Genomic DNA, 17,440 nt, shown 5'->3' on the forward strand with positions numbered 1-17,440 from the left:
ACTAGCATATATTGCGCCTACAAGTTATTTTTTTACTTTTTCTTCAAATCCAACATTTATATATCCAAGCATTACTCTCTGTACCCAAACGGATTGTTAAGTTTTGTTTTCTGATAATATCTGTGCCTCCTCACAGCCTTAACTGGTTCTTTCTCTATCAACATACATATAAGGACAAAATCAACTACGATAAAAATAATCCCCACTACCACAGATAACTTGAACGCAACTGGTGTAATAACTAACATAAGTAAGAATAGGACAACATAACACACACTCGAAAAAGCCTTATTTTCTGCTTCCTCCCGCATATACTTTTCCTGTTTATTTCTATACATTAAAAGTTCTCTGCTAATCTTATTTAATCTATGTAACTTATCCCAGCATGCAGCTGCCTCTGTTTTATTATAATCACTTGGCATGATTGTATAATTCTCTGTATAAGCTTTTATCAGTGTCTGATATGCTCTGGGATCAGATGGTCTACTATCACACAAATGTCGAACTGAACTAATCGCCTGGCTCCAGTTGCCCACAATAAGATGCTCCTCCGCCTTAAGCAAAGCTTTGTCATAAGCTATAGTCTCACTATTTATATCTTCATTATCTATTGCGCCACATTGATCACATTTATACCCAGCAATTCTGGGAATATAACGCATATATCTATATCCGCATCTGGTACACGATGGCATATCCGTCACTCCTTTACTTATCAATGTAATTATTCGATTCCAAGTTATCTGTTCCATGTGTTTCGTCTATCCAACCTATAGGATCTGCGACCATACCCATTGACGCATACATTATAAGGGTTCCAATCAGATATACAAAAAACACTATTATTAAACTAAATGCAGCTGTTTTCACTGAAACATCAAAACCAATCAGAACAGCTGACAAAACCATATATATAATCCATATAACCGAACCAACAAGAATAGTTCCCGCTGAGTTTCTGATACCTTTTGTAACAGATAACATATATGTCATTACCAAATGAATAATAGAAAGTACAGTTACAAATGCATAAACAACAAGAAAGCACTCAACATCAGGCGCAAGCCAGAAGAAGAGCATCTGGGTTATTGCAAACACACAAAATATTGGCACTATCATAATTATATTTTCATTACTTTTCTTCATCTTCTAAACCTCCTCAATACACACATTAATTATCTTCATCATTCCGCTGACCAGGCATCGGAGGCGGCACCGGTCTATTAACTGCTGCTCCTGGCATCGGAGGCACCCTATGCGCGTCATCATTACGTCTAGTATCATGTGATGTATCCGGATGTCTTTCTGTCAGGCCCTCAAGTACGCCATTTAAAGCTTTGCCAGCCATACGTATCTGAGCATACATATTAGCAATATTATTTCCATTATTTACTACTGCTGCTCCAGCTCCCCTAACCGATGATGTCAGCATTTCTTCCTCTATTCGTTTATCAATGTTGCCTCCATATATAGTAGTTAAGGCATAGCGTTCGGCATCCGTCTGGGCAATATTGGTAACGTATGTTTCTTCAATACGCTCATAGCGTTCGAGTGACTCACGATCAATATTTATGCCCTGAATTTCAATGGCCTTTAACGTTATTCCCGCATCATGAAGCCTTGAATTCAATGGATAAAACATAGAATTGGAAATTACATCCAGGTTATTATTGATATCAGTAATATCACAGTTGCCTAATTCTCTACTTACAGTCTGTCTCACTATTGGAAATGCAAATGAGTTAACAAATGCTTCTACATCCCCCACATCAGGCGTATCCCTCGCATACATTCCAACAACTCTTGAAAGAAGCTTTGATGGATCATCGTAACAATAAGCAATCCTCACAGACCCCATTGCTCTCATAGTAATTTGGGTCCCACCACGTCTGATACTAAATGGTATCTCGCCAATTCCTATGGTTGTCCAATTGTATATATCCTTTGCAACAAAGAATACAGACACTTCTATTCCAGTATCACCCCCAGTCATAAAATTGCTTACACGCCTGAAAAACGGCTTGACCCCAGTTTTGAGATCATACCGCCCCGGTAATATCTCATCACTTACATGCCCATTAATAACCACAAATGCTGTACATCCAGCAGGAACAAGCAAAACACTGCCATCAGCAGGCTGAATATTCCCTACGATTCTTATAGCTTCATTTCCTTCGGGTGCTCTTATCACATCCAAAAACTGTCTCATATTTTTCTACCTCCTTTGATCATTTGTTCTACATTTTTTAAATCATTTATAAAATAGAAATTTTGCATCTCTATAGGATTTTTTACATTGTGTTATCATTCTAAGCAGTACCTCTACAAAATATCTCAAGTGTCAGCACACTGCCCTCATGAACTCCAAACTCCCCAAGAGTAACGTCCAAACTACTGGAGATTTTCCCATATTCATTTTCAAAAAATACTGCTTCCACGTTTATTTCAGGCCAAGTTTCTTCTTTCAATAATTCAAACACCTGATGCAATGTATTGTCTCGCACCGCTCTCATGCCTATTTTTTCTTCATTCAATGAATTTCGAACTACAAATTCAAATATTTCACTATTTTCTTCTAATATACTCATCTCTCACATCCTCCTTTGTACATCTACGTCACATTTACAATCACGCTATTCTATACCCGTTATGAATTCTTTTCACTTAGAGATGTCTAAATAACATCTATAAGCTTAGGGGCGTATTTCTTTTTATAAGTTGAGTATCTAAGCACCTCCCCATCCTCCATATCAATCTTTTCGTGACGAATACGGCGATTTGTTATTTTCCCAAGATTATGATCCTTACTTTCGATACCATAAAGACTTCCGTCATACCACCACTCAACTCTTCCCCTGAACTGCTCTATATGTCCTCTTGGGGTCATGTAAAGATGATTTACATGATTTAAGCAATAGCAACGACCATCAATTGAAGCCTCAGGCCTCAAATAAATTGCATTACTTGTTTGTTCCATTGGAAAGCACTCCTCTGGAGTCATATCTGGTTTTACTGAAAGGAATTTCTTCATAAGCTTCTTTCGATATCTTTTCTTCTTAACCCAGGAATTCTCTCTAATTTTCTTTGGCTTACACTTTTCAAATGACTCTGAAATATCACTAATATCATCCTGATATGCTTTTTCAACATATTCATCAATTCTTGCTAATTCCTCATCCGTGATTCTCTCTAACCATCTCTCCATGTACCTACTCTCCTTTTCTTTATTTTTATTATATATATCGTTGAAATTTGTAATTTTTTGCTATTTTTTAGTCAAACTATAAGAAATTCTTATTTTTAATACCAATTTTATATAAGCCTTGAACATTCAATATGATGAAATCCATAAAAAAACAAGAGATGGAAATATTCTTCCATCTCTTGCATGTCCTATCATTATTCATCTTCATTTAAAGTTTCGTTTACTAATTCTTCCGGAATACCTAATCGCATGTACTCTTCTGTCAATTTCTGTAATTCCCATCCTTTGGTAATTCCATAAAACATCAATGCTCGTATTAAATTTTGTATAATTTCCTTTTCATCCATATTTGTTCCTCATTTGCTTTATAATTATTTTTTTGCTTTCTCTCAGATTTTTCATTGTTCATATATTACATGTATATCATAAATCAACAAAGAACATCACAAATTTATTTTATTAGCTAACAAAATCTTAAGTAATACCGAATCTTATTTGCCGCATTATATTCTTCTGAAGCCATACATATACTTATTGCATCATTAAGTGATTCTCTTGCCTCTGAATACTTCTCAGATTCATAGTAATCCTGAGCCTTCTCTATATAATATCCACACAGTTTCCACTCCTGGGCATCCAACTCCCTATAAAGGTTATCTAAAATACTCATCTCTATCTCCTCCTATTTACTAAATCAATCTTTATACCGCCTTGTTTAAGTACTATGAGATTATAGTATGTGATAAATATTTTTGTGATGTTCTTTTGTTTGTAGATTATATCGGTGATTATTCTAGCATTTTGCAATAAATGTATAAAATGGTCTCATTTTATAATTCTAAAAAAACAGAATTAATTATAGTGGTTCCACTATGTAACATTTATGCAATCCTCATCAAATAGCCCATCGGAGCAGCCATCTCAATCCATCCCATCTCTCCATAATCAGGGGCCTCAACACAAAACGAATAAGTAAGAATAGAGTCTCCATCTAATAACTCATTTTGCCACTCTTCTCTATAATCACTCACAAACAAAAATGATAGAAGTGTATCCCCATTACTAAGCTTTGCTTCAATTGCATGATACACATACACCTCGTTTTCACTTTCGAAATCCTTTACCGCTTGTGCATATCGATCATCATAATTTATTGTATCCATTGAATATGCATACGAATAATACAATTTATCTTCCATTAAGTAGTTAACCAATTTATCTCCAAGATGGAAATGATCAACTATTGTACTCATCCTCTTAAGTGCCTCTTCTTTTTTCTCTTTCATAGAAACATGCATATACTCATCCTCCTTTTGATCCAGGATTTTGTCCGCACCCTCCTTGAATCACTTTTTCATTGACATTTTCAACTGTATTACCTAGCTGAATAGATAACTTAATCATTCTTTGTATTCAACGGGATATAATTATTATTTTGATATTTTAATTTCTCATAATAGACATTCATAAAAGTCTCATAATCCATTCTTGTTGGAAACCAAATAACTGTATTCACATATTTAAAAAAATTTCTTTTATACATTTCATATCGATGCGCTCCATCGTACAATTCAAATTCCATATTACAAAAACGTAAAAGTAATGGTGGAAAATCTGCTCCATTTACTAAGTCTCGTGAAAATGAATGCACTTTTGTTTCAAACAGCTTTCGAGATTCATAGTAATGCATTTCTTTCTCTGGACCACAACATCGTTTAAACAAACAAATCGGCAAATAAACTACTCCCAACAGATACCCGCCAATTTCTAAAAATTCATCTGCAATAACATTAGCTCCCTCATTTTTCAAATACTGAAACAACCATTTATCAATCATTCCACTATTCCCAAATTTTGTAGCAACAACGCCGTTTTTTGCATATTCCAAATTTATATCTCTCTCCGTAACAATCTCTGTACTTATCCCTTTAGAAGACAATACATATTGTATCTTTTTTAGTTTTTCCAAGCAGTTCTCGGCCAAAACTAATGACCTAGTTTTAGAGTGACCCAAAGACAATACTGTATAATAGGCATCGGAAATTGACATCAAGCCTAAATCTCTTGAAAGGATTTCTACCAAACCACTTATAGAATAGTCATCTCTATTTATTAATTCTAAACCATACTTATTATCTATATTTAGTGTTCTTTGCGTTAAAAGTCTTTCATATATTAATTTTGCTTCCTGAGAGATTTTAATACAATTAGTTTTACTTTCTCTCGAAGAAGATAGTATTTCAATATCTCTAACTGATTCTTCATAGGAATTAGGTGCATGGAGTATATTTCTTATCGCATCGCTTGCATATCGTTCTCTAAATCTCCCATTAATTCTTCGTACTTTTTCTATGGCATCCTCACCACTTATATATAGCACTGTAACCTGCTTATTTTGAAGGTATAGCCACATTAGTTCTTTAAGAATAAAGCTTTGTTCAAAAACAGTTGCCCACATTTTCTCAATGAGATTTGGGGTAGTTCTTATTTGCTCTTGTTTATCAATATGAAGTCCCACTTTTTCTATATCCAGACAAAGCTCATGGTAAATGTTAAAATAATCAGCTTCCTGATTTCCAATCTTAAACATAATTATGCTGTTTTCACTCATTGTTACAAAATCATCTCTCTTAATTTATCGATTTGAGCACACTACGCCATATCCCTCTGCACAGTATTTGCAAATGTCCTGAGCTTCCTTTGATTGCAGACATTTATGGAATTCGATGCATTTCCCACTATTCCATATTTCTTTAATATCCATTTTAAATATATTGCCAAAGCGAACAATCTGTCCATGGGTATATCCCCCCAAAAAATAAAATGGAATCTTTTGTGCAAGCATTACACATGGATTAACATTGCCATCACCGTCAATACACAGTATTTTATTCCATTCACACCCAACAAACTCAGGGGTTAACAGCGGGAGCTGGACTTGTATTCCTAATTTGTCTCCTATTTTTTTTGCATTCTCGAATATCATCTCCACTTGGTCATTCCCCTCATTTGAATAAAGGGCATATTTTTGGAGCTTTTCATCATAACAGAACAGGCCGTTAACATCAATTGCATCTATCCCAAGTTCCTTGCAGAAATATATATAATTTGGTAATGTGTTAATATTTTCTGTATTGGAAACAAACACCGTTCTAATTATACAAGATTTTGGCATCAATGCTCTAAGCACTTTCAGATTATTAATTACGGTAGAAAATGAAGTTCCTTTTTTTAAGAATGCTAACTGCTTCTCGTTTATTCCATCAAGCGCAACAGAAATCCATGGCACGTTTCTTTTGCGTAGTTCTCTTACTATCTCTTCGTTTAAAAACATCCCATTCGTTTGTATCGGAAATTCCATTTGAGAATTAATTGATGAAACATAATCCATCATGCTAAACAACTCAGGATGCAATAATGGCTCAACACTAGAAAACATGAATTCATTTGCATGAATAATAAACTCTCTTATTCGGTCAGCGTATTTAATAAAATCTTCTAATGACATCCACTTATTGTTTGCCTCCGTTGTTTGGTGCTGTAATTTGCAATGAATACACTTCAAATTGCACCTCGACATTATTTCTAGGTTTATGATTTCTGGATATCTATTCATTGCACAGTTCTCCTTCTAATATATTGGAAATATACTCAGCTGCACAACCGTCTCCATATGGGCTTTTAGCAGTACTCATAGCAGAGTAAAGATTATAATCTGAAAGTAATTGTTCCACGTTCATTAACACATTTTCATAATCCGTCCCCACTAATTTAAGGGTTCCCGCCTCAATCCCTTCAGGGCGTTCAGTTGTATTTCTAAGTACCAACACTGGTTTTCCGAAAGTAGATGCCTCCTCCTGAATTCCACCTGAATCTGTTACGATAAGATAGCTCCTACTTATGAAATTATGAAAATCTACAACATCTAACGGTTCAATCAAATGAATTCGCTCATGGTCACCTAAAATATTGTCTGCCAGATATCTAATCGAAGGATTCATATGAACCGGATAGATAATTTTCACATCAGCATGTCTTTCTATAACTGTTTTCATTGCTCGGAAAATATTTTCCATCGGTTTCCCAATATTTTCTCTACGATGAGCCGTCATAAGAACTAATTTAGAACCATCTGCCCATTTTAATTCTTCATGAAAATACTTATTTGAAACTGTAATTTTCATAGCATCGATTACGGTATTCCCTGTAACAAATATACTATTTTCACTTTTACCTTCCATAAGCAAATTGTTTTTAGCATGCTCTGTAGGGGCAAAATGATACTTGGTAATAATAGAAACAGCTTGTCTATTAAATTCCTCTGGAAAAGGTTCTCGTAAATTATGAGTTCTCAATCCAGCCTCAACATGTGCGACGGGTATTTGTTTGTAAAATGCACATAAAGCACTTGCGAAAGAAGTTGTCGTATCGCCATGTACAAGAACCATATTGGGACGATAATTCTCTAACACACTGCTAAATCTATCTAAAATACGAATTGTAATGTCAAAAAGTGTCTGCTTTTCTTGCATAATATTTAAATCATAATCTGGGACGACATCGAATACTTTTAATACAGTATCTAACATCTCTCTATGCTGACCAGTAACACACACTCTGACATCAAATTTTTTTCTTCTCTTTAATTCTAGTACAAGAGGGCACATTTTTATTGCTTCCGGTCTTGTACCAAACACAATCAAAATCTTTTTCATATTTAAAACCAATCCCTCGTATACACTTTTTCGCAGACATCAAGAAGGTCGTTCGACATTCGATTGGCAACAATAATAGAACAGGTCTTTTTAAATTCCTCTAAATCATCTAAAACTGTAAACAAATAGTTATCAAATGACTTCCGTAACGGTTCAAATACCACTACTTTGTATCCCTCGTCCATAAGAATAGCAATGATATCTAAAACTGCAGCCTCTCTGAAATTATCAGAATCGCGCTTCATATTAAGTCTGTATATACCAATCAACGGATTAGAAGCCTTTATTTGTTCTATCCGTCTAATTATTGTTTCCGCAATGTACCTCTTCCTTGTCACATTGGCCTGTACCAGGGAAGGAATAATATCAGCAGGAAGCTTTTTATAAATATATAGCAATTCCCTAGTATCTTTTGGCAGGCAATATCCCCCATATCCGAATGATGGTACATTATAGAAATTACCAATTCTAGGATCCAAAGAAACCCCCTCAATAATCCTCCTTGAATCAAGATTTTCTATTTCTGCATATGTATCTATTTCGTTAAAAAAAACCACTCTCAACGCAAGAAAAGCATTGGAATATAGTTTTATCAATTCAGCTTCTTTACCGCAAGTAATCAATACTGGAATATCGTCATATGTTTGAGTATCCAAGAACAAGCTTCTTATATCTTTTACATGATATGATTGAAAATCATTCGTTCCTATTATCAAACGAGTCAAATTTCTTTCATCCTTTACAGCACTACCTTCTCTGAGAAATTCCGGTACATAAAAAATTGAAAGAGCTTTATACTTGTGCCTAAGATAATCCATAGTACCTAATGGTAATGTCGATTTTATTATAATAATAGGTGGCTTATTACTATTTTTTATCTGTTCAATAACATCGCATAATGCAGTAACATCTAAACTATGGTTATCTTGATTCCAGTTTGTCGGTACAGCTATCACAACATAATCAGCCTTGTCAAATATACCTTCACTATCATTCGTAATAGTATAACAATTATTATCTTTTACAGACTTGAAAAATTCACACATATCATCATCGTTGATTGGGGAAATACCAGATTTCATCAATTCAACTTTATTATAGTCAATATCATAAAGAATGATATCGTTATTGTCCGAGAAGACTATTGAAACAGCTATTCCAACATAACCTGCTCCAACAACCACAATTTTCCGTTTTTTCATAATCACTCCAACCTTACAACAGGTAGGTCAATATATGTAGATCCATTCAAATAAACTGTATTATCTCCACTTTTATCGATCAACCAATCTTGAACATTCAATCTTGGAAAATTGGAAGAACTTATGTGGCAGCGTATTCTATGTTCCTTAACAAAACAATGACCAACCGTTCCTATCGAAAAACAGTAGGTTTTCTCTTTATCAGCATCACAAACTATTCTCACCCCAGAATCTAGTATATTCACTGAATTTCCATCCTGATCAACATCACACAGCTTTATCATATAATCCATTCTATCCAAAGATGAACTACATGCCAGAGAGAACTTAACTTCTCCAATAATGACGACATCTTTCTCTAACTCTTTAGATGTATATACCAAGACATCATCTCTTTCCTCAACAAGGCGTTGATTCTTTGGTCCACCTAAAGCTTCTGGAATAGCATCTATGCATCTTCCTCCACATGTAGGCACCAATTGAGAATAGTCAAATATAAAAGTGTCTACCTCTTTTATCTCAAAAATCCCATCCCCATCAACTAGTCTGTTCTCACCCTTTTTAACCAAGAAATATCGTTGTTCCTGTGCTTCTGGTATTTTTTCAAAATGATACCATCTATTCCTTCCCATTATATACAATGAAATATCCGTCCTCTTTGCAATACCAGTTTCCACTTTTTCAAACCAATCAAGGATATCCATTGGCGAATATTTTTCCAGAGAATAAATTCCAAAATCAACATCACCAACAACAGACCCAAACAATTCTGTATGAGACCAAGGGCCTATAACTAGCCTATGATGTCCTGACACACGTTCAACATTTTCATAATACTGCTTTATTGTTCCCTCACAAAAAATATCATACCACCCAGAAATATAGTATGTATCTGCATTCATATATCCGCTTGTTGCATTTCCTACTTTTTCCCAGTACAAAGTATCCTTTTCATCAATCCAGGACCGATAATAACTTAAGTAACGTGAAGCGGGGAAATTATCCATATGGCCATAGTATAACTTCTTAATATTACTAGCCAATTGCTGCACAATATCTATTTCTCTGTAATCTAAAAGATTTCCATTATCAGTAAACGCAAAGCTATGAGACCATGACTGTACAAATCCTTGTTTAATAAAGTGATTTTCAAAAAACCAATCACGAAAAATATTGGATGTACTCATAATAGGCGCAACCGCCATGGTATTCTTGTTTTCTCCTAGCAAAATTGCAGTCATTCCCTCGTAGGAAACACCCAATGCATAAATATGTTTATTGCACCAGTTTTGATTACACAACCATTCAATAGTAGCGTCTCCATCCGTTTTTTCATTAAGAAATGGATCAAAAATACCAGTCGACTCAAATCGTCCTCTCACATTTTGAACTAATAATGCAAAACCTTTCCTGGCTATTTCAAGAGGGTTAAATACAGCATTAATATTATGTTTTCCATACGGAGTTCTCATTATAATTACTGGCAATTGTCCCTCTGTTTGTGGGAGATATAAGTCTCCATTAAGAAACACACCTCTCCCGGTGGGAACTGTGCATTCAGTGATTAAAATACTAGAGTTCATATCTTGTTCCTATCTATATTCATCTCTAATTCTCTGAAACGCAGACAATACAACATCCGATCCATAGAGGTCAACCAGCCCCATTACTTTTTCAAGATACGGATTGATTACTTCTGCCAACGGCGGGCAGACATTCCTAAACTGTTTCTTTGAGGAAACCAGTTCGTCCCATTTTAATTTCTTTTTCTCATATGCTTCTTCAAAAGATGTATTGCTGATATTACCAAACGATGGACAACCATTTAACGTTTGGTAATCACAAGGATATATATCTCCATCTGAACCTATCGTGCAAAAGAAATACCTGTAATAACATCCTTTATGACAATCCCACCTGTTCTTTGCTTTATCAGGTGCCTCATCATGCATAATAAGGACTTTAAAATCTGCTGAATGATACTTTCGATAGCACTCATCAATCTTTCTTTTACAATCACGGAATGATACTAATTCTTCATTTCCGGTAATATCATATTTGATGCATATTGAGTCTGCCCCAATGTTAATTAAATCTTGAATAGTAGACTCTAACTCTCCTATATTTTCCTGCGTTACTGTATATCCAGTATTAATATCAGTAGAACTACACCTATTATTTCTGTATTCAACCAGGCCCTTGATATTTTGTATAACTACCGAATAGTCTACGTTCACGTTTCTAGGTCGTTTAATTATTTTCCAGGTAGTAGTTCCCCCATCTATGCTAATATGAACGGATTCTATATCAGTCAAAGTTCCCCAGGTTTTCTCGTTCATAAGTGTTCCATTTGTAAATATTCCTATCCGGACACCATAAGATCTTAATACCTCAATTGCGTGCTGCAAAAGGTTCCAATGGATAAGTGGTTCACCCGTAAAACCAGAAAACTGAACCGTTTCAATCGAGATTCCAGAAACACAGAGTTGTGCAATTTGTTCTGCTATCGAATCTACCCTTTCCAAATTCATATTATCAGCCAACACCGATAATTCATTAACATTGTTTACACTTTGACCTACGCACCATCTGCAATGTAAGTTGCAAGAACTACTCAATTGCCAATCAACCTGAATTGGTGGAATAGGTTCTTGCTTTATAAACAAATCAAACCACTTTGCCTTTTCAAAAATCAGAAAACGTTCAAACCCTAGTATCCCGTCTGTAGAAATATCTGAAAAGGACACAATCTGGTTATATACATCATTCATTAAAATAATTTTTTCGCAGGCAATTGCCATGCCATCCTGTTCGTAATGCTCTGTTACATAAGAAGCTACATCCTTAACTACATCTGGGGCATTCCCCATAGCTATTGAAAAATCAACATTCTTAAACATGGAAATGTCTGCGATTCCGTCACCAAGTGCCCAAGAAGTTATAGTTTGGTCTTTTTTCTGAATGGCACGAATCAACTCTGTAACGGCTACACCTTTATTTCGGCCATTTGCTGTAATTTCAAATTCAACAAGATTACCTTCATCGTCCCAACCAGCTGTAATCTCACAACCAAAAGTAGACTGTATATAGGTAAATAATTCTTGCATATCATATGGATTTAGCCGGCTTTTTCCGACCTTAACACAAATCTTGTTGATATGTATGTTTTCACAGTATTGTGACAACGGAGCGTAATCATTTTTTATATGCTCGAAAATAACATCAAACCAGGGGTCTATATCAGAATTTAGTGTTAGTGGATTGAAATAAATATTATTCTTTCCACATAATATTGTCGTCAAAGCATGCTTTTCCAAAGCAGACATCAGTCTCGTTACTGATTCATAAGGAATCCAGTAGTCAGCCACATATTCCTGCGCCTGTATACATGCACCGCCAGATGTAATATATGCATCAAAACCAAGGCATCTAATATCTTCAGTCACGAATGGCATACTTCTGCTTGTGCATAATACGGTATAGTAGCCTGCCTTTTTCAAGTGAGAAAATGCTTCTCTATTCTTTTTAGAAACCCCATTTCGCAAATGGCAAATTGTACCATCCGCATCAAAAAACACTATCTTCATGGACATTCTCCTTATAAGCATTCCAAATCTCTTTCATATGCTTAACAGATTCAAAGTCTAGTACATTTGATACCGAATACTTTATAGCAGGAGGAGTTCTCATTCCATTTAACTTTCTCCCAACATTACCGCAATTCTCTAATAGATACCAAAAAACAATTTTAAGAAATAGCCATTTGGATAAACAGCTATTTCTACGAAAAATCGCAAAATGATCATACATCAATGTACCCAAACCAACTGAATTAGTTATAGTATCACCGCTTAATTCTTTTATAATCATAGGTACCGCGGTAAAAACCATTTGCTTCTCTTTACATAAAGAAAGCATGCGGACTGTATAATCAAGATCCTCACCATAACCTATTTTTTCATAATAACAATAACCATCTTTGTCCCATATTTTTCTAAGTAGCTTAAGGGAGACTAGCGTGGAATGATGAGGGTAGGCATACGCAGCACCTTTACGTAGTTCTGATACACTACAATATCTCTTCTCCTGACAATACTCTTGTGCGTATCCTATATTTGTGTTGATAAATATCATGCTTCCGCTTAATAGAACACAGCCGCTTGCATTGCTCTGCATAACTCTATACAACGTATATTCATTTGCTAGAACATCATCTGCATCCAACCTCATTACCCAATCAGAATCACTTGCATGTTCAAGAACATATTTCATCCCGTTATTCAAAGGTCTAGAAGCAGATCTAACTTCATTAGAAATCCTAGTCAAGCCTATTATACTAATATTTGAAAACTGTTCGTAATTCTGTTCGACATATTTATATGTTCCGTCTTTCGATCCATGATCTACAAGGACAACATGAACATCAACTTTTTTCTGCGAAATAGCACTCTTTATAGCCGAATCTATGCTTTTAATCGCATTGTACATAGGGATTACAACATATATTTTTCCCAACTATCTTATCCTCTCTCAACAAAGTATTTCCCGTTCATACACAAAATATCTACCGGAACTTCTAAAAACGTATGAACCGCATTCATTGGTGTTTCAACAATTGGCTCACGACAGTTGAAGGATGTATTTAAAATCGAATACCCTCCGTCCAAATCCTTTAGACATCTAATGATTTTTCCCATAGGATTATCATCATTTACTGTCTGAACTCGTGCACTTCCATCAATATGTACTGCTGAAGGATTCATTCTTTGAAAATCTGCGCTTGTTGAAACGATATGCATCATAAAAGGACTTCTTTCGATGTCACTAGAACAGCGTTTCATATCTGTCTCTAATACGACCGGAGCTATCGGTCTAAATGATTCCCGGAATTTAATAGTATTGTTTAATCTGTCCTTCATTCCAAGTACTCTTGGATCTGCTAGGAAACTACGATGACCTAATGCTCGCGGACCATGTTCGCTTTTACCTTCATACCAAGCAACGATTTTCCCTTTTCTTAATTGCTCAGCTGCATACAAATGCATTTCCTTTGAATCTATAACCCGCCAATCCAAACCAGCCTTTCTCAATGCATGAACACAAGCATCATCAGAATAATCTAAACCATTAAAAACCAACTCATCTTCACTAATCTTTTGAGTAGGGACTCCAAGAATATTATTTAGAGTAAACATAACTGCCCCAATTGATAAACCGCCATCATGAACAGAAGGTGGGACAAAAATCTTTTCAAAAGGAGTATTCTTTGACAACTCTGTATTAAGATAGCCATTCAAAGCACAACCGCCACCTAAACATAATTTTTTGCTTTCGGAAACAGAATATGCTCTGTTAGCGAGTTCAATGCCCGCTTTGATTGTAATATTTTGAATTGCGTAAGCAATATTAGCGGCATCTGTAAGTTCCCAATGATTCGCATTGCCGAACATCGGATAATCCTCATCAGGCCAACAGTTTTTGATAGAAAAAGCAGGGGATAGTGTTCCTCTTACTGGTCGTAAAGCATAATCAGAAAACACTTTAACCAAAGAATCGTCTCCTGTAGCAGCTAATCCCATCAATTTTCCAGCAGCGAAAGGATTCTGGAATATCACTTTTGAATAAATGTGCCATAATGACCCTAAATCACTATTACCAATCCGCTCAAACCACTGAAGTTTTTTCCCTTTCCAATACGAAATGCTTGTAGAAGTATATGCATTTGTTGTGTAGAAATCTCCACCACCATCCCAGGTCAACACTATACTTTCATCTTCATTACTTGCATAAAATGAATAAGCCGCATGACACAAATGGTGAGGTACCGCAAAACAAGGAATTATCCTTCCGTGATATTCTACCTGCATATCAATCCACTGATCAGGTTCATCGTATATTCTTTTGTTTATATAATGCAATCCCGGATCTGTGCCTTTAAAATTTGCTTCACTAGTCGCAATCAAAGAAACTTCATCAAGAGAGATACCCAACTTTTCGAGTGTCTTATCAACAAGATCCATAACATAACCTTCGTCATGTCTAATTCTAGAAAAACGTTCTTTTTCAAATGCCCCTACCAGTTTTCCATCCTTAAAGACGCACCAATTTGCATCATGCCCCCCACAAATACCGAGAACAACCATATAACTACTCTCCTTGCGAAATCATATCTAATGCAATATCTTCCAATGCATTGCTTCTTGCTTTCCATGTATTATCATCAACAAACGTTTTCATTTCCACATATTGTTCTTCTGTTATTCCACGTTGAATCAATGAATCTACTAACTCCAAAAATTCTTCTTTGCTATGTGCAGTGAACACCATTGGGTAATCTTTAATTTCAGGAAGTGCAGTAGTAACAACCGGCAGTGAAGCACCCAAATACTCAAAACATTTTAAAGGTGAACAAGCTTCAGTTACATCATTTACAACAAACGGAATAATAGAAACATTACTTCTTTGCAAGTGAGGAATCAGCTCCATGTGTGAAATTTGTCCTAAAAAAGTGACATTATCAAATGCTTTTAATCTAGCAACAATCTCTTTAACATTACGACCATCATCTTCATCGGAACTTGGATTATACGCACCAATCATGAGAAAGTCGTATTGAGGTCTCCTCTCAATCAGATACGACATAACATCCCAATCAAACCATTCAGGCCAGATAGCTCCAGAATACACCACGGTTTTTCTTTTCCTTATATTTCTTTGTTCCACTTCACTATATGTAACAAACAATTCTTCAGCAAAATTCTCTTTAATTGCATTTGGAATCATTGCGAATGGTTTTGTTGTTTTAAGAGAATTCTTCTCCACCAACCAATTGCTGATGGTAGTATTACTAACCGCAAAATCTATATAAGCATCTTCAGTACACTCTCCCCAAGGTTGCACTGGAAATCCATCCCAATAATCCATTTGATCATATAAATGAGGGATATTCTTTTCCTTACATCTTTTGAGCAATTCAATATAACTTCCAACAGGATTATGCGATCTAATGTAATCGGGTTTCCACACATCTAATAAATAATCTTCAGAAACAATGCCTTGTGCCTGGACATTCATTGCTTCAAAAGCACCGCTGTATTTATCTCTTCTAACAAGCTTAAGATTCGGATTGTTATATAATCCAAAACTAGGCATACACTCAGTCTCAGCTGAACTCTCAAATATAAAGACAACCTCGTGTCCCTTTTTCAAATCCTCTTCTAAAAAACAAACCGGACGATGCCCACCGCCACTAATCCAAGGATTATAGTAACTTAACACTACTACTTTCATCTCAATACTCCTATATCAAACGATCAACCCATGTTTTTGGTGTCTTATCGTTAACTATCTCTATGTCATAGTGATAATCGAACTCCACAGGTCCTTTCTTTTTTCTTTCTTCGACCATACGTCGAATACCCTCTTCCAGGGTTACTTTGGTAGAATATCCCAAAAGTTTTCGAGCCTTATCAGATGAGCAGGTTGCGTATTTTACCTCATTTGGTCTCTGAGGAACATATATCGGATTCAGTTCAAAATCTAACGCATCTGCAATTGTTCTCGCCAAAGTATTAATCGTAACAAACTCTTCATCCGGCCCGATATTGAAAATCTCTCTATTTAAATCGGATCTATATATCAATTGCTCAATACAAAAAACAACGTCTTCTATATCAGAAAAACATCTTTTTTGTTCTCCATCGCCGTAAATCACAGGTTGCTTTCCTTGTAACATTCTATTAATCATAATAGCTGCAACATTGCGGAAAGGATCATTTGCGCACTGACGAGGACCAATGATATTATGAGGAACTATAATATTAAAATATACATTGTTCAAATCGCAAATCTGTTGAACCACCAACTCGGCTGCGTATTTTGCTGCCCCATATGGAACCCTTGGTTTGCAAAGCATATCTTCGGTAAATGGCAAAATTTCTTGTTCGCCATATCGTGACATGCTAGAACAATAAATAAACTTTGAAATCTTGTTTTGTATTGCTGCACTAAGTACACTCATGGTAATCTGAAAAGTATTCTTAGTTATATAATACGGAGAAAATAACGAAAAGCCATCATGTGCAGTGCATGCAGCATGGAATACAACATCGCAACCTTTCATGTGCTCAACCATCTTTTCCAAGTTGTCGCAATCTTCGTTATAAAACTCTACTTTGGGATTTACGTTGTCAATGTCACCTCCGATAAGATTATCAACACCAACAACATAATCACCATTTTCTATTATACGATCTGCCAAATGGCTTCCCATAAATCCCGCCACGCCAGTTATAAAAACTTTCATATTTTGATTCCTC

General features: G+C 35.5%; 18 protein-coding genes. All 18 read right to left on the reverse strand.

Annotation, left to right across the window (positions count from 1 at the left end; all coding sequences use genetic code 11):
* Positions 1-71: 71 nt before the first annotated feature.
* Entirely contained in the window at positions 72-695 is a 624-nt protein-coding gene (locus DWX57_RS10735; protein WP_120124147.1) for a hypothetical protein, read from the reverse strand.
* 13 nt (positions 696-708) lie between these two features.
* Positions 709-1,146 (reverse strand): hypothetical protein, encoded by a 438-nt coding sequence (locus DWX57_RS10740; RefSeq protein WP_120124149.1) that lies wholly within the window; start codon positions 1,144-1,146, stop codon positions 709-711.
* Positions 1,147-1,171: 25 nt separating this feature from the next.
* Positions 1,172-2,209: an SPFH domain-containing protein gene (locus DWX57_RS10745; RefSeq protein WP_120124152.1), complete on the reverse strand. Its 1,038-nt coding sequence runs from the start codon at positions 2,207-2,209 to the stop codon at positions 1,172-1,174.
* 100 nt (positions 2,210-2,309) lie between these two features.
* Complete coding sequence (locus DWX57_RS10750; RefSeq protein ID WP_120124154.1) at positions 2,310-2,588, reverse strand: hypothetical protein; 279 nt, start codon at positions 2,586-2,588, stop codon at positions 2,310-2,312.
* 86 nt (positions 2,589-2,674) lie between these two features.
* The gene (locus DWX57_RS10755) at positions 2,675-3,205 is read right to left on the reverse strand and encodes a hypothetical protein (protein WP_120124156.1); all 531 of its coding nucleotides are present in this window, start codon (positions 3,203-3,205) and stop codon (positions 2,675-2,677) included.
* 194 nt (positions 3,206-3,399) lie between these two features.
* Entirely contained in the window at positions 3,400-3,552 is a 153-nt protein-coding gene (locus tag DWX57_RS14165; RefSeq protein WP_165852794.1) for a hypothetical protein, read from the reverse strand.
* Positions 3,553-3,668: 116 nt separating this feature from the next.
* On the reverse strand, positions 3,669-3,875 hold the full coding sequence (locus DWX57_RS10760; protein WP_120124159.1) for a hypothetical protein: 207 nt from the start codon (positions 3,873-3,875) through the stop codon (positions 3,669-3,671).
* A gap of 211 nt (positions 3,876-4,086) precedes the next feature.
* Entirely contained in the window at positions 4,087-4,503 is a 417-nt protein-coding gene (locus tag DWX57_RS10765; protein ID WP_120124161.1) for a hypothetical protein, read from the reverse strand.
* Between the two features lie 98 nt (positions 4,504-4,601).
* Positions 4,602-5,816: a nucleoside-diphosphate kinase gene (locus DWX57_RS10770; RefSeq protein ID WP_120124163.1), complete on the reverse strand. Its 1,215-nt coding sequence runs from the start codon at positions 5,814-5,816 to the stop codon at positions 4,602-4,604.
* Between the two features lie 24 nt (positions 5,817-5,840).
* Positions 5,841-6,821, reverse strand: a complete 981-nt coding sequence (locus DWX57_RS10775; RefSeq protein ID WP_120124165.1) for a radical SAM protein — start codon at positions 6,819-6,821, stop codon at positions 5,841-5,843.
* Positions 6,814-7,920 (reverse strand): non-hydrolyzing UDP-N-acetylglucosamine 2-epimerase, encoded by a 1,107-nt coding sequence (wecB, locus tag DWX57_RS10780; RefSeq protein WP_120124168.1) that lies wholly within the window; start codon positions 7,918-7,920, stop codon positions 6,814-6,816. Before wecB ends, DWX57_RS10775 begins: the two co-directional genes overlap by 8 nt.
* 2 nt (positions 7,921-7,922) lie before the next feature.
* Entirely contained in the window at positions 7,923-9,122 is a 1,200-nt protein-coding gene (locus tag DWX57_RS10785; RefSeq protein WP_120124170.1) for a nucleotide sugar dehydrogenase, read from the reverse strand.
* A 2-nt stretch (positions 9,123-9,124) separates the two neighbouring features.
* Positions 9,125-10,705, reverse strand: coding sequence for a CocE/NonD family hydrolase (locus DWX57_RS10790; RefSeq protein ID WP_120124173.1), 1,581 nt, complete (start codon positions 10,703-10,705; stop codon positions 9,125-9,127).
* A gap of 9 nt (positions 10,706-10,714) precedes the next feature.
* Positions 10,715-12,709, reverse strand: a complete 1,995-nt coding sequence (locus DWX57_RS10795; RefSeq protein WP_165852795.1) for an HAD-IIB family hydrolase — start codon at positions 12,707-12,709, stop codon at positions 10,715-10,717.
* The gene (locus DWX57_RS10800) at positions 12,690-13,637 is read right to left on the reverse strand and encodes a glycosyltransferase family A protein (protein WP_120124177.1); all 948 of its coding nucleotides are present in this window, start codon (positions 13,635-13,637) and stop codon (positions 12,690-12,692) included. Before DWX57_RS10800 ends, DWX57_RS10795 begins: the two co-directional genes overlap by 20 nt.
* A 5-nt stretch (positions 13,638-13,642) precedes the next feature.
* Positions 13,643-15,265 (reverse strand): carbamoyltransferase C-terminal domain-containing protein, encoded by a 1,623-nt coding sequence (locus DWX57_RS10805; protein WP_120124179.1) that lies wholly within the window; start codon positions 15,263-15,265, stop codon positions 13,643-13,645.
* Between the two features lie 4 nt (positions 15,266-15,269).
* Positions 15,270-16,412, reverse strand: coding sequence for a glycosyltransferase (locus DWX57_RS10810; protein ID WP_120124181.1), 1,143 nt, complete (start codon positions 16,410-16,412; stop codon positions 15,270-15,272).
* 10 nt (positions 16,413-16,422) lie between these two features.
* A complete protein-coding gene (locus DWX57_RS10815; protein WP_120124184.1) occupies positions 16,423-17,427 on the reverse strand; it encodes an NAD-dependent epimerase/dehydratase family protein in 1,005 nt (334 codons plus the stop codon).
* Positions 17,428-17,440: the final 13 nt, after the last annotated feature.

Source organism: Coprococcus sp. AF19-8AC (genome assembly GCF_003603115.1).
GTDB classification, from domain to species: domain Bacteria; phylum Bacillota; class Clostridia; order Lachnospirales; family Lachnospiraceae; genus Coprococcus; species Coprococcus aceti.